The sequence below is a fragment of the Pirellulales bacterium genome, assembly GCA_035939775.1.
In the GTDB taxonomy this organism is placed as follows: Bacteria; Planctomycetota; Planctomycetia; order Pirellulales; family DATAWG01; genus DASZFO01.
This window is the reverse complement of record DASZFO010000131.1, coordinates 21,145-39,075: the sequence shown is the minus strand read 5'-3', so window position 1 is coordinate 39,075 and position 17,931 is coordinate 21,145. Positions and strand designations below refer to the sequence as shown.

Annotated in this window: 17 protein-coding genes; 8 read left to right on the top strand and 9 right to left on the bottom strand. The window is 61.8% G+C overall.

What is annotated here, in order from left to right:
- On the top strand, nt 1–591 hold a 591-nt coding region (locus VGY55_08485; protein ID HEV2970013.1), incomplete at its 5' end, for a hypothetical protein.
- Nucleotides 592–670: 79 nt separating this feature from the next.
- Here VGY55_08485 and VGY55_08480 read toward each other — a convergent pair.
- A complete protein-coding gene (locus VGY55_08480) occupies nt 671–1,087 on the bottom strand; it encodes a hypothetical protein (GenBank protein HEV2970012.1) in 417 nt (138 codons plus the stop codon).
- Nucleotides 1,088–1,387: 300 nt separating this feature from the next.
- Between VGY55_08480 and VGY55_08475 the strand changes: the two genes are divergently transcribed.
- On the top strand, nt 1,388–3,532 hold the full coding sequence (locus VGY55_08475; GenBank protein ID HEV2970011.1) for a tetratricopeptide repeat protein: 2,145 nt from the start codon (nt 1,388–1,390) through the stop codon (nt 3,530–3,532).
- A 121-nt stretch (nt 3,533–3,653) separates the two neighbouring features.
- On the opposite strand, the gene VGY55_08470 is transcribed toward VGY55_08475, so the two are convergent.
- A complete protein-coding gene (locus VGY55_08470) occupies nt 3,654–4,670 on the bottom strand; it encodes an HD domain-containing protein (GenBank protein ID HEV2970010.1) in 1,017 nt (338 codons plus the stop codon).
- Nucleotide 4,671: 1 nt separating this feature from the next.
- Nucleotides 4,672–5,544 carry a DUF4337 family protein gene (locus tag VGY55_08465; GenBank protein HEV2970009.1) on the bottom strand — a complete coding sequence of 291 codons (873 nt, stop codon included), beginning with the start codon at nt 5,542–5,544 and terminating at the stop codon, nt 4,672–4,674.
- A 294-nt stretch (nt 5,545–5,838) separates the two neighbouring features.
- Between VGY55_08465 and VGY55_08460 the strand changes: the two genes are divergently transcribed.
- Both VGY55_08460 and xerD read left to right on the top strand, forming a co-directional pair.
- Nucleotides 5,839–6,126 (top strand): hypothetical protein, encoded by a 288-nt coding sequence (locus tag VGY55_08460; GenBank protein ID HEV2970008.1) that lies wholly within the window; start codon nt 5,839–5,841, stop codon nt 6,124–6,126.
- A 108-nt stretch (nt 6,127–6,234) separates the two neighbouring features.
- The gene (xerD, locus tag VGY55_08455; protein HEV2970007.1) at nt 6,235–7,176 is read left to right on the top strand and encodes a site-specific tyrosine recombinase XerD; all 942 of its coding nucleotides are present in this window, start codon (nt 6,235–6,237) and stop codon (nt 7,174–7,176) included.
- A gap of 7 nt (nt 7,177–7,183) precedes the next feature.
- Here xerD and VGY55_08450 read toward each other — a convergent pair whose 3' ends face one another.
- The 4 genes from VGY55_08450 to VGY55_08435 form a co-directional block, all read right to left on the bottom strand.
- Nucleotides 7,184–8,269 carry a hypothetical protein gene (locus VGY55_08450; GenBank protein ID HEV2970006.1) on the bottom strand — a complete coding sequence of 362 codons (1,086 nt, stop codon included), beginning with the start codon at nt 8,267–8,269 and terminating at the stop codon, nt 7,184–7,186.
- A gap of 30 nt (nt 8,270–8,299) precedes the next feature.
- Entirely contained in the window at nt 8,300–8,767 is a 468-nt protein-coding gene (locus VGY55_08445; protein HEV2970005.1) for a retroviral-like aspartic protease family protein, read from the bottom strand.
- Nucleotides 8,742–9,020 carry a hypothetical protein gene (locus VGY55_08440; GenBank protein HEV2970004.1) on the bottom strand — a complete coding sequence of 93 codons (279 nt, stop codon included), beginning with the start codon at nt 9,018–9,020 and terminating at the stop codon, nt 8,742–8,744. The genes VGY55_08445 and VGY55_08440 overlap by 26 nt, the downstream gene beginning before the upstream one ends.
- Before the next feature lie 91 nt (nt 9,021–9,111).
- Nucleotides 9,112–12,060 (bottom strand): M28 family peptidase, encoded by a 2,949-nt coding sequence (locus tag VGY55_08435; GenBank protein HEV2970003.1) that lies wholly within the window; start codon nt 12,058–12,060, stop codon nt 9,112–9,114.
- Nucleotides 12,061–12,179: 119 nt separating this feature from the next.
- On the opposite strand from VGY55_08435, the gene VGY55_08430 reads away from it, so the two are divergent.
- From VGY55_08430 to nadE, 4 genes are read left to right on the top strand one after another with little or no spacing between them, the layout of a single operon-like run.
- Complete coding sequence (locus tag VGY55_08430; protein ID HEV2970002.1) at nt 12,180–12,653, top strand: GNAT family N-acetyltransferase; 474 nt, start codon at nt 12,180–12,182, stop codon at nt 12,651–12,653.
- Nucleotides 12,654–12,661: 8 nt separating this feature from the next.
- Nucleotides 12,662–12,955 carry a nucleotidyltransferase family protein gene (locus tag VGY55_08425; GenBank protein HEV2970001.1) on the top strand — a complete coding sequence of 98 codons (294 nt, stop codon included), beginning with the start codon at nt 12,662–12,664 and terminating at the stop codon, nt 12,953–12,955.
- On the top strand, nt 12,945–13,280 hold the full coding sequence (locus VGY55_08420; protein ID HEV2970000.1) for a DUF86 domain-containing protein: 336 nt from the start codon (nt 12,945–12,947) through the stop codon (nt 13,278–13,280). Before VGY55_08425 ends, VGY55_08420 begins: the two co-directional genes overlap by 11 nt.
- Before the next feature lie 10 nt (nt 13,281–13,290).
- Nucleotides 13,291–15,387, top strand: coding sequence for an NAD(+) synthase (gene nadE, locus VGY55_08415; protein ID HEV2969999.1), 2,097 nt, complete (start codon nt 13,291–13,293; stop codon nt 15,385–15,387).
- Nucleotides 15,388–15,485: 98 nt separating this feature from the next.
- Here nadE and VGY55_08410 read toward each other — a convergent pair whose 3' ends face one another.
- Entirely contained in the window at nt 15,486–16,076 is a 591-nt protein-coding gene (locus VGY55_08410; GenBank protein ID HEV2969998.1) for a mechanosensitive ion channel domain-containing protein, read from the bottom strand.
- Nucleotides 16,077–16,121: 45 nt separating this feature from the next.
- Nucleotides 16,122–17,912, bottom strand: coding sequence for a sulfate permease (gene sulP / locus VGY55_08405; protein ID HEV2969997.1), 1,791 nt, complete (start codon nt 17,910–17,912; stop codon nt 16,122–16,124).
- Between the last annotated feature and the right edge of the window lie 19 nt (nt 17,913–17,931).

The following is a 17,931-nucleotide window of genomic DNA, read 5'->3' as shown; positions in this document are numbered from 1 at the left end:
GGCTACGTTGGCGGTCCGGTTGGAGATTCATATTGTTTTACGGCTGTCGAGCGCACGACGAAGCTGGTGGTCGCTTGGCATTTAGGCCGCCGCACCCCAAACGACACCGATCAATTCTGCGGCAAGCTGCGAACGGCGACGAACGGCCGATTTCAGGTTTCGACGGACGGATATACGCCATATCAGTCCTCGATTCCGCGTCACTTAGGGGATGCGGCCGACTACGGAGTGATCGTCAAGGTATTCGGTAATCAGACCCAAACCGAGCAGCGCCAGTACAGCCCACCGAAAATAACCAGCATCAAGAAAGAAGTTATCTGGGGCAACCCGGATCAAGATCGGATTTGCACGTCGCACACTGAGCGTGCCAACGGGTCGATGCGCTGCTTCATCAAGAGAATGGGCCGCCTCACCTACTGCTTCTCAAAGCGATGGGAAAACCACGAAGCAGCCCTGTCCCTCTATTTTGCCCACTACAACTTTTGCCGGAAACATCGTAGCCTGAATGGGCAGACCCCCGCGATGGCTACGGGTTTGGCCGATCATCCCTGGACCGTGGCCGAACTGCTGGAAAGGATCAGCAACACTTAATCACGCACCACCCGACGCTGCTGGCGTTGCCCGCGTGGCCGACGCTGCCACCGTCGGAAAACGCACGTCGCGCATGAACTTACCGACTCGGCACCGGCGTCGGGTTCGGTGGAGGCAGCGGATATGCAGAAGACGACGGCGTCGATTGCAAAGCCGGCTGGGAAGTTGCCGGCGCTGGTTGTGAATACGTCGGCGCGGGTTGCGTGTTCGTCGGGGCTGGCTGGTAGTACGAAGGCGCAGGTTGAGCATAGCCCGGGGCCGGCTGAGCGTAGTATGCGGTCGGCGGCGGATAATACGGATACGAGTAGTACGGCGGCGGGTAGTAATACGCCGGCGGATAGTACGGATAGCCGTAGTACGGATACGGCCGATAGGCCGGGATGCCGATCCCGATTCCCACGCCCACGCGAACGCCGCCCCCCGCCTCGGCCGACGACGACGACAGGGCCAGCACCATAGCGGCCAGCCCGCCGATCAACGCTCGTTGCACGTTCATCCTTGAACCTCCATTATTCGCCGATCTCCCTGGCTTCAAGCCACCGATCGGCGGCGGGATTATAGCCGCGGCGACCAAAGTTTCCCAAGGGGAGTTTCGCTGGCCCAAGAATGGAATTATGGAGACTGCATTTCACGCGAGATTCGATCTGGACCCGATCTGCGCCAGCCGCTATCTTTCTTGTCCCAGCATAGGATGCCGGGATTGTGTATTTTGTTTATGGCCCAGGCGTCTTGCCTGACTTGCCAAATCCGCGGGTCGCCAGCCCGCGCCACACGCAATGGTTCAGGAGGAACGAGCGTGAGAGCGTCATCGGCCCGAAGTTGGGCAGAGGGTCCACGACTCGGCGTGCGGCTGATTGGCTGCGCGGCCGCGGTCTGGTTTCTGGGCGCGCTGACAGCGCAAACCAGCAGCGAAGAATCGGGCGAAACATCGGCGTCGAAGCAGCCCGATGCCGGCAAAGCAGTCGGACCGGCGCTTCGCCCGGTCGGTCCTGTCGTCGGTGTCGCACCGCAGCGCGAACCGCAAGCCGAGCCGCAGCCGACCTCGACGGAACCGGCGCACGAAGCCGGCACCGCGATGGCCAGCGATTCCGACGACGCATTGGCCGCGAACAAAGAGCCGCGGCGCGAAACGAAACCGCTTTCCAAACCGTTGGCCGACGGCTCCGCGGTCTTGTCGGACGAAACGAAGCCTGCCGTAAAATCGGTCCTGCCCCCCGATGGGCTGGCGTTTAAAGGAATCGAAGACCTGCCGCCGCTGCCGGCCTTGGCGATCGATCCGGCGGCATTCAAGGGAATCACCCCCGGCGCTTCGACGATCGACGACCTGCTCAAGCTGTGGGGCGATGGTGTCGCCGCGTCGGGCAAGGAGGGAGAGGCACGCTGGATTTATAAAATCGAGCCTTATCGGCGCGTGCAAGTGACGATGGCCGGCCGACGCGTTGCTTCGATCTCCGTGCGGCTCGAAAAGCCGTTTGAGCCGGAGATCTTGGCGAAGCAACTGCACCTCGACGCGATTGTTCCCGTGCCCGTGCTCGACGAAACGGGGCAGCCACTGGGAGAATCGTTCCCCGAGCGCGGCATCCTGTTCAGCTACGCTCCCGAAACGAAGCTCGTCACTCAGATGCTGCTGGAGCCGATCGACGCCGAGCCGTTCGTGATGCGCGCGGCGGCGGATTCCGACGCGCAAGTCCGCCGCAGCCTCCGCGATCTCGATTATGCACTGGAACTCGATCCCAAATCGGCCCGAGCGCATTGGCTGCGTGCCCAGGTGCTCGCCGGCATGGGCCGATTTCAGGATGCGCTGAAATCCATCGACGAAGCACTCCGGCTCGATCCAAAGCAGCCTCCGTGTTTGTTGAGCAAGGCCGATATCCTTGGCCATTTGGATCGTCATTCCGACGGGATCATGATTGCAAAACAGGTGCTTGGGGACGCGAAGCTGCCGTCGCTCGTGAAAGCGCAAGCACTCAACACGCTCGCCGATTTGACTGCCGAAGGGCCCGACCATGACTACAAGCAAGCCATCGAACTGCACTTGTCGGCGATCAAGACGGCTGGGGAACTGGCGGCCGATCGCCGCGCGGGCGTCCGCCGCGAAGCCAAGCGCGTGCTGGTCGAGGCCCACCTCGGCGCGGCCAGCGACATTGCCTTTGGCGTCTGGCAGCAGAAGGAGCAAATCGCCGCCCGTTGGATTACCAGGGCTGATGAACTGGCGAAGAACATGATTGAAACGGAACAGGCCGCCGACGACTTGCGGCTGCACGTCGCCCGCCGGGCGCTCGACGCCCGCGTCGGAATTCAGGGAAAGTGGGATTCATCGGATTGGACGGCCCGGGTCCTCGAATCGGCCACGAAATTGATCGACGCGGCCGGCGATCCGCTCCATCGTCAACGGCTGGAGTGGGAATTGGGCTTGGCGCTGTTCGACGTCGGTCAGCTCGACCAGCTCCACGGCTTAAGCGATCATTCCTTGGCCGACGGGACGGTCGATCTCACGTATCTTCAAGAAGGGGCGAAGCACCGCCAGCAGACGGCCGACGATGCCTATCTCTTCGGCCGGCTCTACGCCCACCTCGGCATCGTCCACGCCACGCAGGAAAAGAACCACGCCGTCGCCGTCACCTGTTTCGACAAGGCCGTGCCGCTATTGGATCGACCGTTGCCGTTATCGGCGCTTCCGAATCTCGGGCGGCACGGCGAGTCGTTCGTCGCGATGGGGATTTCCTATTGGGAGGCCGGCCAGCGCGACGAGGGTCTGCGGTTGACGCAAAAGGGGGTCGATCTCATGGCCAAAGCCGTTTCCGCCAAGTCGCTCGACGAACGGGCCCTCGCGATTCCCTACGGCAATCTAGCCGCCATGCACCGCCAACTAGGCCACAGCGACGAAGCCCGCAGCTTCGCCGACCTGGCGAGCCGCCTCGACGGCCCGAATCGGCGATAGAGCGATGCTGATTGCGTAAAGCGTAAGGTGCGTCGAGGCTCGTCGCCGATGCACCGTGCATCCGAGATGAGCCTCCGCGGCAGGTTCCGGTGCGTCCGCGCGGACTTGACGCACCCTACGACTACCGCTCTCCGATTCCTTCTCCCCGATAGACCTGTTGATAGAGCGTGTTCTTCTTGGAGGTGAGCGGTCCCGGCGTGGTGTCGTCGCGCAGGGCCGTGAACATCATCTGGAGTTTCGCGTCGAGGTCGTCGGCGTAGTGAACGATGAGGGCCTCGGGGGTCATGGGCGGCTTGGGCGAGCCCCATTCGGGAAGCCGCTGGTGCGAGATGATGATGTGCTCGAGCCGCAGCAGCGTCTCGGCCGATAGTCCGCGACCGGCGGCGGCCTCGCGGAGAATGTCGCGGCCTTGGAGCATGTGGCCGATGAGCGCCCCTTCGGCTGTGTAGACCGCCCCTTGCGGTTCCTGGCGGATTTCTCGGAGCTTGCCAATATCGTGTAGAATGCCGCCGGCGACAACGAGCCCCTTGTCGAGCCGCGGCTTCATGTCGGGATAGTAATCGTCGTACTTGTCGGCCAGCATCACGCATGTGCGCGTAACGCTGAGTACATGCTCCAAATAGCCGCCGACGAAGGCGTGATGGTTTCGCGTCGCGGCGGGGAGCGAGAGCAGAAGCTCGTGGTTTTCTTCGAGGATGTCCGTCACCAAGGCGCGAAGCGCCGGATCGGCGATCCGCTCGCGGGCGATCGAGACCAGCTCTGCGAACATATCCTTCGGATCGAATCGCGTTTGCGGTTGGCACATCAGCGGGTCGAAACCGTCGGCCGCGTCGGCGTCGATCGTCTCGCGAATCTTCTTGATATCGAGCTGCGGACCGTAGTTCGTTTCGCGGTAAATAGCCCGCAGCTTGTAGAACCCGCCGGGCCGCCAAGTCTGGCGGCATTCGGCGGCCCAGGTGGAATCGTTCCAGATCGGAAAGCTGACCTCGCGGGCATGATCGCGGAAGGTGACTTTGAAATACGGCTTGCCGTCGCGCGTGGTCAATTCCTCCTTGGCCGAAAGAAGCGCGAACAGGTCGGCCTCTTGGCCGGAAGTGAGCTGCGAGAGCGGAAGGAGCGAGAGGGTCTTGGTGGACATTTTAGCAGACGGGGACAAGGGGCGGAGAAACAGTCGTAAGTGGCAAGTGACAGGTGGCAAGAGAGGACGCGAGCGCGACATCGAAGCAGCAATAAGCGGGCGGCATTTCGAGATTTGCGGCGGCGAGTCGGATGGCATGAGGAGCGATCAGTCCCGCGCCGGATTTGGACTCAGTCTTGGGCTGCTTGCCGTCGTTCGTCTTCTCCGTTGCCTCTTTTACTTCTTTGGATGATTTCTCGGTTCCGCCCGACTCACTCTTCGACGGCTTCGCGTCTTTGCTCTTATCATTCCCTTCCTTTTGCTCCGGCTTGGTTTCGGTGCTTTCTTCGCCGACGGAGGAAAACGCCAGCGCATAAATCAGGCAGCCGATTCCGGCCGCGCCGAAGGCAAGTCCGAGATACCAGAACCAGCGACGCTTCGTTAAGACAGCGATCGCGGCAATTGCGATGGCGATTTGGAACGTCGTCACTCCCATCGCGAGCTTCTCGTGGCGACTGAGACGCGCCTCGTAAGTTTGCTCCTTCTCCGTTGCAGCTTTGGACGTGCGATTTTTTTCCTTGTTGTATTTGTCGATTTTCGCTTGGAACGCTTCCGGCACCGGCTTGCCGTTCATCTTGAGCAGCTCCGCGTTGCCCTGAAGGATAGCCAGCTTGATCCCGTTCGCCTGAAACTCACTCCACAGATCGGATGCCGTGACCCGTTCGATTACGGCCTCGTTGGCATTCATCCCGCTCAACAACGCGGCGACCGCCGCCAGCGCGGCGAGCAAAGCCGTGCTCAGTGCAACCGCCGTGATCCAGTTGTCTTGCGAATGATGGGCCTCGTGGTGGATGGCTTCGTGAAGATGCTCGGTTGGGACTTCGATCTCTTCCATGGCGCGGCGATCTCCCTGTCGAACGGGCGGGAACCGAAAATGCAGCCAGCATTCTAGCGTCCGCGGCAACAGACTCCAATCGGCGGGGCGACAACCATCCAGTTCGTAGTTTATTCAGCTTGTGCGAGAAAGGTGGCCGGGGCTGGATCGGAGGGGGCCCCGGTCGGCGCCCCGCCAATCCAGCGTTAATTGGCCGCAGCCGCCTCGCGATACTTCGCATATTTCGTGGGGTTTATTGACCGTGGGGGGATCGCGGGCAGGGGAGTTGTCAACTTTCTTGAAAAGGAACAATTTATGAGCGCTTGGGGACGCGTTGCGGGAGTCGCCGTGTTGGGAACCGCGTTTCTTGCCGGATCGGCGCTGCTTACTGACGGGATCATCGGCATCGCACCGACACCGGCCCACGCGGACGAATTAGAGCATCATCCGCATCTTCATCGCGCGATTCGCGAGTTGCGCGAGGCACGGAAAGAGCTGAAAGACGCCGACCATGATTTCGGAGGCCACCGCGCCGATGCGGTAAAAGCGGTCGATGTCGCGATCGATCAGCTCGAAACGGCGCTGAAGTACGATCGCCGGTAAACCCTTCGTGACCGCTACAACTAGCCTGCTTCGATCAGGCTTCATCCAGTCCCGCCTCGCCGATTGCCGATGCACCAAGGGAGTGCCTCGTGACAATCGGAGCACAGCGTGGTTGCCGACAAGAAACTGAAGCGGCCAACGATGCCGAAGCCGGTCGCGAATCCGGCCGTGCGCTGGATCGCGGCGTTTGTCGATTATGCCCGAACGGAGTGCCATCTCTCGGCGAACACGGTGGCCGCGTATCGTCGCGACCTGGCCAAGTTTGCCGCGTGGCTGGCCGCCCGCGACGCGACGAAGCTCTCGATCCGCGATCTGGCCGACTATGCAGGTTGGCTGCACCAGCGCGGGCTCGCCGCGGCGAGCATCGCGCGGCACATCGTTTCGCTCAAAGTGTTTTTCCGCTACCTGCAGTTGGAAGGGGTGTTGCGCGACAATCTGGCGGAGCTGCTTGGCAGCCAGCGGCTCTGGCACCGGGTGCCGCAGATTCTCTCGGTCGAGGCCGTCGATGGGTTGCTCGCAAGTCCCGTTGCCGGCGACACGCTCTGGCGGCGCGATCGGGCGCTCTTGGAATTGCTTTATGCTACGGGTTGCCGGGCCTCGGAAGTGTCGGATTTGACAACGAACGATGTGCATCTCGCAGAAGGCTTCTGTCTGTGCCGCGGCAAAGGGGACCGGCAGAGGATTGTGCCCATCAATCGCCGCGCGGCGGTCGCCGTTCAAGTCTATGTGGATGAAGAGCGGCCGAAATTGGTCGAAGCTGCTGGGCAGGATGCCGGCTGGCTACTCTTATCGCGGCGGGGTCGACGGCTGCGCCGCGAGCGGATTTGGGAACTCATGAAGCGGTATGCGGCGCGCGTCGGAGCGCCGTCGTCCATCGGGCCCCACACGATGCGGCACAGTTTTGCGACCCATCTGGTGGCCGGCGGGGCGGACCTGCGCCAGGTTCAAGAGATGCTCGGCCACGCCAGCATCACGACCACGCAAATCTACACGCACGTCGATCCGGCGCGGCTCAAGAAGGTCCACAAGCAATTCCATCCGCGCGCCTGACGCCGCGTCAGCGGATCTGCTTGTTCCAACGGCTGAACGGATAGCGCTGCTGGAGACGATCGCGGGCGTCGCGGGCACGCTCGGGATGCTTCGCGTCTTCCCACAGCACAACCAAATTGGCCAGCGCCTCGGCATGGGCCTCGGGGACGCTGCCGTAAAGCGTGTCCACGCGCAGATAAGCCCACAGCGCTTGCTTATTGTCTTTGAGCTGACGGTAACAGTTGCCTAGGGCGTCGTAGGTACGGGCGAGCAGTTCCGTGTCATCATCGTCGGCATTGGCGACGATGTTTTTCAGCAGCTTGACGGCTTCGTCCACCTTTCCGGAACTCGCGAGACTATAGGTGCGGCCAATCTTGGCCTCGATCAGCTCCTGATCGCCGCGTTTGCCCGAAACGTCCGATTTCAGCACGGAATCATAGGCCGCCAGCGCCGCGTCGTACTTCCCCTCCATTTGCATCGCGCGGCCGCGCAGCAAATCGGCGCGTGCTTTCACGTCGGCGGAAGGAGATTCGCTCAGCTTATCGTAGAATTTCTGAGCATTCTCATACTGGCCGATCGCCATCAACAGATCGCCGACGATTTCGTTCGCTTCGTAATAGTGATATGTGGTGGGATGGTCCTTGAGAAATGCCAGCATTTCGCTGCCGGCCTGTTTTGCGGCCGCGGCGGGGTCTTTTTGCTCGCCCGAATCGTCCGATTCGCTCTGCCCGCTCAAAGCGATCTTGGCGGCGCAGTATGCCTTCCAATAGGCGACCTCCGCGCGGACCATCTCGCGATTCAACTCGGTGGGACGAATTCCCTCGAGCAGATCGGCGGCATCCTTGAACTCTCCCTTGGTCGCGGCGAGCTGCGCTTTTTGCAAGGCATTGTCGCCGGCGAACAGGATCAATTCGATATCGCCGGAAGAAATGGTCCTTGCCCCGGCCATCGGAACCGACACTACGATTTCGTTTCGCGTGATCGATTCGACGGTTCCTTGGACCGAATTCTTCTCCGAATAGACCTTGATTCGATCCGTCTGAGCGCGAGCCGGCGCGCAGCAAGCAAGGAGCAACGATCCTGCCAGCATGGCGCGGAATATCATGCGAGTCATCAAACGAAGTTCCCACGAGGAGCAGGACCATTAGGCCAGGACCATCGTCCACTGGCCGATGGGACCATTATAAACAAGGAGGAATTCCTGAAGAATGTCACGTCCGATCAGCATCGTCAGCCCTTGCGCGGCAAGCGCGGCGGCGGGCGCTTGAAGCACGTTCGATGTAATTCCAGCCCCTAGGAATTCAATGCGAATGGGATATTGATTCTGTTCTGTTGAATGGTGCGAAGCCGAACCGACTTTGATTCTTCCAACTACCGGGAGGCCCATGTTCTTGGCAACCGCATCGTCAATGCAGGTGTGCGAAGCGCCGGTATCAACGAGTGCGTCACCCACGACGGCGTCAGGAATTACTTCGCCTCGAAGCAGCAAGGCTTCGGCAAAAGACTGCGCCAAGCCAACACTCACCTGAACGCGCGGACCGGCGAGATGCAGTCCCGTCGGCGGGGGCAGAACGAGCGGCTTGCCGTCAGGCCCAATGATCGGATGAAACACCGCGCGATGGATGATCGGCACGAAGAAGCCCTAAGGTTAGCGCCGGTGCAATGAATTGCGGCTCATCCGCTGTGATTCGTTTTACCAAAAATGACGTGAGCCCAAATTGCCGCGCACCGGCTTCGATGGCCTGCTGCTCGTTGTCGAACATGCCGATGAGTTGCCGTCCCTTTACGAGTGCCACTCGATCGCTGTGCTTAGCGAGCCATTCAGCCCGATTTTTCGCGAAGAATTCAAGTTCTTCCTCGAGCATGGCGAATTCCCTTCAGATTATTCCGAAATGCATTTCCTCTCAATTCTAGCTCGGAAAGGATCGGGAGAATAGAGCAAGGATTTCCGCACAATCACTCCCACGGCATCGCTTCCGTCGCCGCTCGGGCGACCGATTCGATGGCAATCGCGGCCACGGCGGAGCCGTAATCGAGATCGATGTTCTCCATCGTGTCGTGGCTGTCGTGGTAGCCTTGGCGGTTGATGTCGTAGTTTTCCATGAACAGCACGACGGGCACCCCGGCGTCGGAGAAGATTTGCCCGTCGGTATTGAAGAGCGTGCTTCGCGGATCGAAGGCGGGACGCACTTCGCCGCTGAGCTGCGGGTGCAAGGCCACCTCGGGAATTCTCGCCGGATCGGCGCTCCGCTTGCCGCGGCGGCAGTTTTTCCGCCCGGCTCGGCTATTCCACTGGGGCGCCGAATCGTTCCAAGCGGCGTTCGCCAAATGGGCCTGATACGCCAGCCACATCGACTCGCGGCTGGTGCCGGGGCAAATCTGAAACACGTCTGGCTCGCCGTCGTTATTGTGCGCCACCATGTCGAGCACATACAGCCCGCGGATGCGGACCTTTGACAAATCGCGCTCGCGACCGTTGGTCAGGCGGATTTGCAGATTTCCTTCGACAAGCCGCTCGCAGAGATGGCGCGCCCCGAGACAATCGGCCGGGAACTCTTCTCCCGTGAGATGCACGAGCCAGATGTCGCAGGCCAGTTGTCCTGCGCGGCTGAGTTCCATCAGGATCGGGGCGGCGAGCATCAGTGTGGCGGTGGCCGAGTGATTGTCGTCGGCCCCCGCCGCGGCTAGCCGCGGTCCCTTGCCGCCGTGCATGTAGCCGTAGCGGTCTTCCATATAGGCCGTGTCGTAATGGTCCCCCATGATGACTGCTTGCCGGCGGTCGCGGCCGGGAATGATGCAAACTAAATCGCGCTCTTGCGTCTCGCCGGCTTGATTGCGCTTCCAGCCTCCCATCCAGTCGTAGTCGAAATCGGTCCGCCAGACGAAGGGAAACTCGCCGGCCAATGCCTTGCCCGTCATTTTCTGCTCGGAGATGGCGCGATCGTAGTATTCCAGGATATGGTCACCCAGCGCCTCGAGATCGCGATGGTCGTGTGCGAGATTCTCCAGCGTCTGTGGATCGAGCACGCAATCGGCGTTGTCTTTGTTCACGTATTGCCCGGTCGCCAATTCGGCGATTGTCCGCCAGTAGGCGACTTCAAAAGACCTTTTGGCCGTCTTGGCGTAGGTGAGCGAATGCGACTTCCGCGCGGCCGGAGGATGGTTGGCGCCCGTAGCTGTCGGCGGCCCAAGCCGTAGCTCCAGTTCATCGACCAACTGCCGGCCCGAGACGGCATGGTTCGTGCGCACGGGAAGGGCCGCGAGCCAAGCTTCGAGCGTTTCGTGCCGCGGGAGCGTAAGCAACTGGCGGGCAAAGCCGCGATCCAAGGGCCGCTGTCCGAACGTCCGCCAGGCGTCGAGCAGCTTGTGGATATTGACCGTCGTGCGATGGTAATGATGATCGTGTTCGGGATCGAATGCCGAGACGGCTGCCTCATGCGGTCCGCGCCGCAATAGCCGCGGCCAAAGCTCGATCGGCTTGGCGAGTTGCGGCCGATCGGCCCGATAAGCAGTGAGATAACCGAGTGGCGCGTCGGGGAGCAGGCTGCACTGTTGACCGTCGTCGGCAAGCCAGGCGACGAGCGGGCGGTGCCAATAGACCTCGTGCGACCCCATCCGCATCGCCGGATAGACGAATCGATAACCGTATTTTCCGCCGCCGCAGACGCATTTCGCCGCGTAGAGCAGTTCTTGCCGGCTAGCGTGCGGGCCGTCCAGCAGCAGTTCGCAATCCGGCGTCCAGACCTGGGCATTGCGGGCCATTGGCTTGCCATAGAGGCCGATGTCGTCCGCCGCGGCGCTGAAGAGCACGTGAGCCACTTTGTCTTCTTTGTCGCCGATGTGGATCGCGGCCAGCTCGTCGTCATGGCGATGGATCCGCGCCCAGCGATTTGTCCGGTGGAAAGTGTTGCGCAATGGGCCGTGCGAGCCCGTGAAGGTCGGCTCATCGGCGCGCGGCTCGTGCATCCATCCCGACTGCGGCACGCGAATCCCGCGCGGCGCCTCATGGCGCTCGATCGAGTGCAGCAGCGGAATGTGCATTGCCAGCGGCAGTACTTTCGAGAGCTTTACGTACGGCTGCGCGCCCCAAAACACGAGGCTGCCGGGGAATGGCAATAGGTGGAGCGCGCCAGCGAGATACGCTTTGCGCACCGGCGCCGGCAGCCGCGCGAACGGATTGAACGTGAGCAGATACTTCACTCCCCGGAGCGAATCGCCCTTGCTCCATAAAAAATGCTTTGCCCAAGAGGGGAGCGGCCCGTCGTGCCAATAGGGGAACGCGTCGCTGGCCTCGGTCGGCATGATGCGAAATCCGAGTCGACGGAGATCGGTCAGCTTGTCGGCCGGTTCGTGATAGGCGGCGGCGAGCAGGCGGCGGACAAAATCGGGGCCCGCGTGGTTCGGCAGCTCTTCCTTCGGAGAGAGAAAGAAGCTCCGCCAGAACGCGCGGCCGGGGCCTTGCTCGCTCGATCCGAAGAGCGTCCAGCGTACTCGCCCTTTGTCGTCCTGGGTGCGCGAGAGTGCCAGCGGAGTGAGCAGCAGGTAGCGCTCTTGGTCCGGCGCGCCGGCGTCGTGCAGTTCGACCGGCCAGTAGGGATTGTCCTTCAATTTGGCCGCCGCGATGCCGTGTGCCGGCTCGCGGCGGCCAAGATGGTGCGCTACGTGCAACAGCTCGCGGGCCAACAACTCCAAGCCCGGCTGCAGCTCGAATGCCTCCTCGTATTCCGTGACATGCCAGCCCCAAGGATCGGCTTCGTGGCACAATTGCGAATCGACGCCGCCATAGGCCTTGATCCCCAGCCGCGGCGGCGGCATGAATTCAGAGTAGGCCGCGATCGGATACTTGCCCGCCGCCTCCAGCGCCGCGGCGCCGGCCAGAAGCTGTTTCCATCCATCGTTCGGCATGGCAGGTTCCGCGTGGTGTAGCGTAGAATGAGGGTTTGCCGATGTTTTGGGTACGAGCAGCTTACCAAAGCGGCCCGCGCTGGCAAGCCGCCGTTGCGAGACCAACCCGTGAGCCGTCCATGATCCGTCCCACTCTGCCGGCCGACAGCCTGGCCTTGATCGATCTGGCCGAAGCCACCGGCGTTTTCAAGCCGATGGAAATTCAGGCCCTGCGGGAGGTGCTCGACGACTATCACGCGGCCAATCAGGCGCACGGGCATCGGGCGATCACATTCGACCAAGCCGGCCAGATTCTCGGCTTCGCCTACTATGCCCCCGCGGCGATGACCGATCGCTCCTGGTATCTCTACTGGATCGCGGTGACGCGGCACACGCAGGCCCGCGGCATCGGCGGCAAGCTGCTCAAGCACGTCGAGGACGACATCCGCGCCAGCAACGGCCGAATTCTATTCATCGAGACCTCGTCCTTGCCGCACTATGATTTAACGCGGAAGTTTTATGTCAAGCACAGCTACGAGCGGGGCTACGTGCTGCCCGATTTCTATGCCGATGGCGATGATCTGGTTGTGTTCCGTAAACGGCTCAATCCTTGAAGGAATTTATGAAACGACAAGATGCTCTCAACGTATTGAACACGCACCGCGAGGATATTGCGCGGCAGTTCGGAGTGAAGGCATTGGCCGTTTTCGGCTCTGTCGCCCGCGATGAAGCGCGCCCCGACAGCGACTTGGATATTCTCGTGGCGTTCGAAGGCCGCGCGCGATTCGATCCGTTCATGCAGCTCAAGTCGTATTTAGAGAGGCTTTGCGGTGTTCACGTAGATCTTGTCACGCTGAACTCGCTGCGCCCCGAGATGCGCCCTCAAATCGAGCAGGAAGCCGTATATGTCTCGTGACTGGCAACTTTATCTTCAAGACGTTTTGCAATCTTGCGAAAAGATCGGGCGTTATACGGCCGGCATGACCCAACAATCGTTTCTCTCGGATGACCGCACATCCGATGCGGTCGTTCGGAATCTCGAAATCATCGGAATCGCCGTCAAACGATTGCCCGACGAGATTCGCGCCCAGATGCCGACCATTGACTGGTCAAGCATTGCTGGAATGCGAGATATAGTCGCCCACGAGTATTTCCGCATCGATTCGGATATTCTTTGGGACGTGGTTCAGAACAAAGTGCGTGAACTTGAAAGCGCGGTGCGCACGTTCTTGAACGAATAAGTGGCCGAAAATGCAGTTGCTTAAGGTTGGTGCCGCCGTACTGAATCAGACCCCGTTGGCCTGGGAGTCGAATAAAGCGCACATTCTGGCCGCCATCGAGGCGGCGCGGCGCGAGCGGGTGAGCGTGCTCTGTTTGCCGGAGCTGTGCATCAGCGGATACGGCTGCGAAGACGCTTTTCTCTCGCCCGCCGTCCAGCGCACCGCCTGGGAAATGCTCGAAGCGATCGTACCGAGCACGGCGGGGATCGTCGTCTCGCTCGGTTTGCCGGTGCCACACAACAGCGCGCTCTACAACACAGCCGCGCTCGTGGCCGACGGCAAGATCCTCGGCTTCACGGCCAAGCGGTTTCTGGCCGGCGACGGAATCCATTATGAGCCGCGCTGGTTCAAGCCCTGGCCGATCGGCCGCCGCGCCGATCTCGCCATCGGCAAGAGGTCCTATCCGCTGGGGGACATCTACTTTGACGTCGGCGGAATCAAGATCGGCTTCGAGATCTGCGAGGACGCCTGGGTCGCCAATCGTCCCGGCGGCGAGCTGGCTCTGCGCGGTGTGGATGTGATCCTCAACCCGAGCGCCAGCCATTTCGCCTTTGGCAAAGCGGAGGTTCGGCATCGCTTCGTGCTCGAGGGCTCGCGGGCCTTCGGCGTCAGCTATGTCTACGCAAACCTGCTCGGCAACGAAGCGGGGCGCATTGTGTATGACGGAGGGGCGCACATCGCGTCGCTCGGCCAGTTGGTTGCGCTGGGCCCGAGATTCTCGTTCGCCGATTTTCGGCTGACCACGGCGCTGGTCGACGTCGACGCCACTCGGCTCAGCCGCATCCGCAGCGGCAGCTATCTGCCCGAGCTGTTGCCCGAGACTGATCTCTGCATCCGCGGCGAATTCGACTATCCGACGCAAGAGCCGGAAGCGGTCGCCGCGCGTCCGGCCGCCTGGGAAACCGGCCAGTATGCGAAGGAAGAGGAATTCACGCGGGCGATCGCCTTGGGATTGTTCGACTATATGCGCAAGAGCCGTTCGCGCGGGTTCGTCGTGTCGATTAGTGGTGGAGCGGATTCGGCGGCCGTTTGCTGCTTGATCGCCACGCTCGTTCGACTCGGGATCGACGAATTGGGCCGCGACGAATTCCTGGCCAAGATCAGCCACGTGCCACAGGCCGCCGTCGAAAACCGCCGGGGACTGTCTCCTTTTGTGGCGGGCACCATCGCCTCGATGGTCGCGGAACAAAAGGGGACTGTCCCCCTCTCCGCAGGCGGTTTTCGGACAGGCTCAGAGAGCGCCGCCGAATTGGTCGCCGAGCTGTTGACCTGCGTTTATCAATCGACCCGCAATAGCAGCGAAACGACGCGCAGCGCCGCGCGCCAAGTGGCCGAGGCAATTGGCGCGACGTTTCTGGAATTCGACGTCGACGGGCTCGTTCGGGACTACGTTGAAATGGTCTCGCGCGCGATCGGCCGACCGCTTTCATGGACCACCGACGACCTGGCGCTACAGAATATTCAAGCCCGCGCCCGGGCTCCCGGCGTTTGGATGTTGGCCAATCTAAACAATGCGCTCTTGGTCTCGACGAGCAATCGGAGCGAGGCTGCGGTTGGCTATGCCACGATGGATGGCGATACCTCCGGCGGGATCAGCCCGATCGCGGGGATCGACAAGGCGTTCCTGCGGCGCTGGCTCCGCTGGTTTGAAGAGCGCGGTCCCGAGGGGATCGGCCCGTTGCCGGCGCTCGGCGCCGTGAACCGCCAGGCGCCGACCGCCGAGCTGCGCCCTGCCGAAGCGGCCCAGACCGACGAGGCCGACCTGATGCCGTACGAGCTGCTCGACGCGATCGAGCGGGCGGCGATCCGCGACAAACTCGGCCCGCTGGAAGTTTTCAAGCGGATCCGGGCCGAGTTTCCGCAATACGCGATCGAACAGTTGCACGTTTGGGTCGATCGGTTTTTCCGGCTCTGGTGCCGTAACCAATGGAAGCGCGAGCGCTACGCCCCTTCGTTCCACGTGGACGACGAGAACCTCGATCCGAAAACGTGGTGCCGCTTTCCGATCCTCTCCGGAGGCTTCGACTACGAGTTGACTCAGCTACAGAAGTATGTGCAGGGGCTGTAGGGCACGCTGTGCGTGCCTCATCGTAGTAGGCACACTCCGTGTGCCGTAACTACCCATGCCAAGTCGAAGAACGGCGGACGGCACACGGAGTGTGCCTGCTACTTAACGGGTGTCGGCGGATTTGGCGAAGTTGAGATCGCCGGAGCGACTTCCGAACGCGGCGCTTGGAACACCATGATAGGGTTCGTGAACAGATTCGCGTTCGGGATCAGAATCTTGCGGTCGGGAAGCTGAAGGGTCGTGTAGCGCAGATCGACCTGAACCACGTGCCCTTCGAGATTCAAAGGCACCGAGGGTACGAGAATTCGATCCTGCCGCTGAAACGGCTTGTAGATCAGGATCAGGATTCCGGCGAGCGTATTCGAGATGATGTCTTTCAAGGCGAAGCCAACGGCGAAACCGGTCAGCCCCAGGCCCGTGACCAGCGCCGTAACATTGATCCCCAGCGTTCCCAGGGCCGTCACGAACCCCACAGCCAGAAGCGAGAGCTTGGCGGCCCGCGACAGTATGAACATGGCATCGCTGGCGACCTTGCGAGCCTCGCCGGCTCGCTGGATCACGCGCTCGACGCCGGCGGCCACGAGCCAGAAGACCAACAGCAGCACGACCGCAGTCGCGACGCTCGGCACAAAAAGCACCGCCCGCTCGACCGCCGCTTTCCACACCGTTTCGTCGAATCCGAAAATCATCCTTGATTCCTCTGCAACATCCAACGGACTGCGACCGAATCCCAACTAAGCCGATTTAGCCTGCGAGGGGACGACCTTGACGCGGTCGCGGGCGACTTCCGGCTCAGCGTCTTGCGGCCGCTCGACCGGCGGCAGGCCGAGTATCTCGCGGGCCCGATCGAGCGCCTCGTCGAGGCCGCCGAACATGCTGTTCGGGCCGAGCACTTCGTCGAACCGCACCCTGACAAACGCGGTGAGCGGCTGAGCGTGAACGCCGGAAAGCAAGAGCACGGTCCCCTGGCGCTGGCACTTGGCGTGGAATTCCTCGAGCGCGTGAATCCCCGAGGCATCGACGGCCGGAACCCGCCGCATTCGCAGGATGAATACCTTCGGCGGACGCTCCAGCGTGTTAAGCGTGTCCTTCAACCGATCGGCGACGCCGAAGAACAGCGGGCCGTTGACTTCGTACACCTCGACCCCCTTCGGCAACTCGCGGCTGGCGACGGCATTCGGATCCTTGAGGTCTCCCAGCTCTTCATCGCGCTCATCGAACTCGCGCGTGATCGCGCTGATGTTTGAGACGTCGGCCATTCGCTTCATGAACAACAGCGAGGCGAGCACCATCCCGACGCCGACGCCCACGGTTAGATCGGTGAACACGGTCAGGCCGAACGTCGCTAGTAGCACCGCCGCATCGCTGCGCGGCGCCCGCAGAATCGAACGGAAATGATCGATCTCGGCCATATTCCAGGCCACGACCATCAGCAGGGCCGCGAGTGTTGCCAACGGAATGTGGCTGGCCAGCGGGGCCGCCGCCATCATGATCGCCAGCAACGTCACGGCGTGGATCATGCCGGCCACGGGCGTCTTGCCGCCGCTCTTGATATTGGCGGTGGTGCGGGCGATCGCGCCGGTCGCCGGGATGCCGCCGAACAGGATCGAGCCGATGTTGGCGACTCCTTGCGCGACCAACTCGCAATCGGCTTTATGCCGGTTCCCCGTCATGCCGTCGGCGACAACGGCCGACAGTAGCGACTCGATAGCCGCCAGCATCGCGATCGTCAGGGCTGAGGGCATCAGTTCGCGCACCAGCGAAATGCTGAACGGCGGCAGATGGGGTATAGGAAGCGCTCGGGGGATTTCGCCGAATTTGCTGCCGATCGTCGCCACGCCGTGGATGTCGAACAGACTCACGATGCAGGAAGCCGCGATCACCGCGACGATCATCCCCGGCACTCGCGGGGCGAATCTCCGCAGCGCTACGATCACCGCCAACGAGCCCAGCCCCACGGCGAACGTCGCCGGTGCCCACGATGACGCGTTTTCGGAATAGGATTGCCATTGCTCGACGAAATGATCCGGCAGCTTGTCGATCTTCAGGCCGAAAAAGTCTTTGATCTGCGTCGAGAAGATGATCACCGCGATCCCCGAGGTGAATCCGGTCGTCACGGGATAGGGGATGAACTTGATCATCGCCCCGAAGCGGCAGAGCCCCATCACGATCAGGATCGCGCCGGCCATGATCGTCGCTGTCGCCAGCCCGGCATAGCCGTGCTGTTTGGCAATGGCCAGGACGATCACGATGAACGCCCCGGTCGGCCCGCCAATCTGCACGCGGCTGCCGCCGAGCGCCGAGATGAGGAACCCGGCGATGACTGCCGTGAAGAGCCCCATGGCCGGCGGAGAAACGCCCGCGACCTTCGCCACATCGTCGGGAATCGAGGCGATGCCGAAGGCCATCGCCAGCGGCAGGGCAATGATGCCGACCGTCAGCCCGGCAATCAAGTCGCGGAGGAAGCGTTCGCGGCTATATCCTTCGCGAAAGCAAACGATCGACTTCGGCAAATAGCGGGACATCGGCACTCTGGGGGCAAGT

What these genes read in the sequence shown, in the direction of transcription:
- VGY55_08480 (HEV2970012.1), bottom strand. Translation starts at nt 1,087, where the DNA reads ATGAACGTGCAACGAGCGTTGATCGGCGGGCTGGCCGCTATGGTGCTG.
- VGY55_08470 (HEV2970010.1), bottom strand. Translation starts at nt 4,670, where the DNA reads ATGTCCACCAAGACCCTCTCGCTCCTTCCGCTCTCGCAGCTCACTTCC.
- VGY55_08465 (HEV2970009.1), bottom strand. Translation starts at nt 5,544, where the DNA reads ATGGAAGAGATCGAAGTCCCAACCGAGCATCTTCACGAAGCCATCCAC.
- VGY55_08460 (HEV2970008.1), top strand. Translation starts at nt 5,839, where the DNA reads ATGAGCGCTTGGGGACGCGTTGCGGGAGTCGCCGTGTTGGGAACCGCG.
- VGY55_08450 (HEV2970006.1), bottom strand. Translation starts at nt 8,269, where the DNA reads ATGACTCGCATGATATTCCGCGCCATGCTGGCAGGATCGTTGCTCCTT.
- VGY55_08440 (HEV2970004.1), bottom strand. Translation starts at nt 9,020, where the DNA reads ATGCTCGAGGAAGAACTTGAATTCTTCGCGAAAAATCGGGCTGAATGG.
- VGY55_08435 (HEV2970003.1), bottom strand. Translation starts at nt 12,060, where the DNA reads ATGCCGAACGATGGATGGAAACAGCTTCTGGCCGGCGCCGCGGCGCTG.
- VGY55_08430 (HEV2970002.1), top strand. Translation starts at nt 12,180, where the DNA reads ATGATCCGTCCCACTCTGCCGGCCGACAGCCTGGCCTTGATCGATCTG.
- VGY55_08425 (HEV2970001.1), top strand. Translation starts at nt 12,662, where the DNA reads ATGAAACGACAAGATGCTCTCAACGTATTGAACACGCACCGCGAGGAT.
- VGY55_08420 (HEV2970000.1), top strand. Translation starts at nt 12,945, where the DNA reads ATGTCTCGTGACTGGCAACTTTATCTTCAAGACGTTTTGCAATCTTGC.
- nadE (HEV2969999.1), top strand. Translation starts at nt 13,291, where the DNA reads ATGCAGTTGCTTAAGGTTGGTGCCGCCGTACTGAATCAGACCCCGTTG.
- VGY55_08410 (HEV2969998.1), bottom strand. Translation starts at nt 16,076, where the DNA reads ATGATTTTCGGATTCGACGAAACGGTGTGGAAAGCGGCGGTCGAGCGG.
- sulP (HEV2969997.1), bottom strand. Translation starts at nt 17,912, where the DNA reads ATGTCCCGCTATTTGCCGAAGTCGATCGTTTGCTTTCGCGAAGGATAT.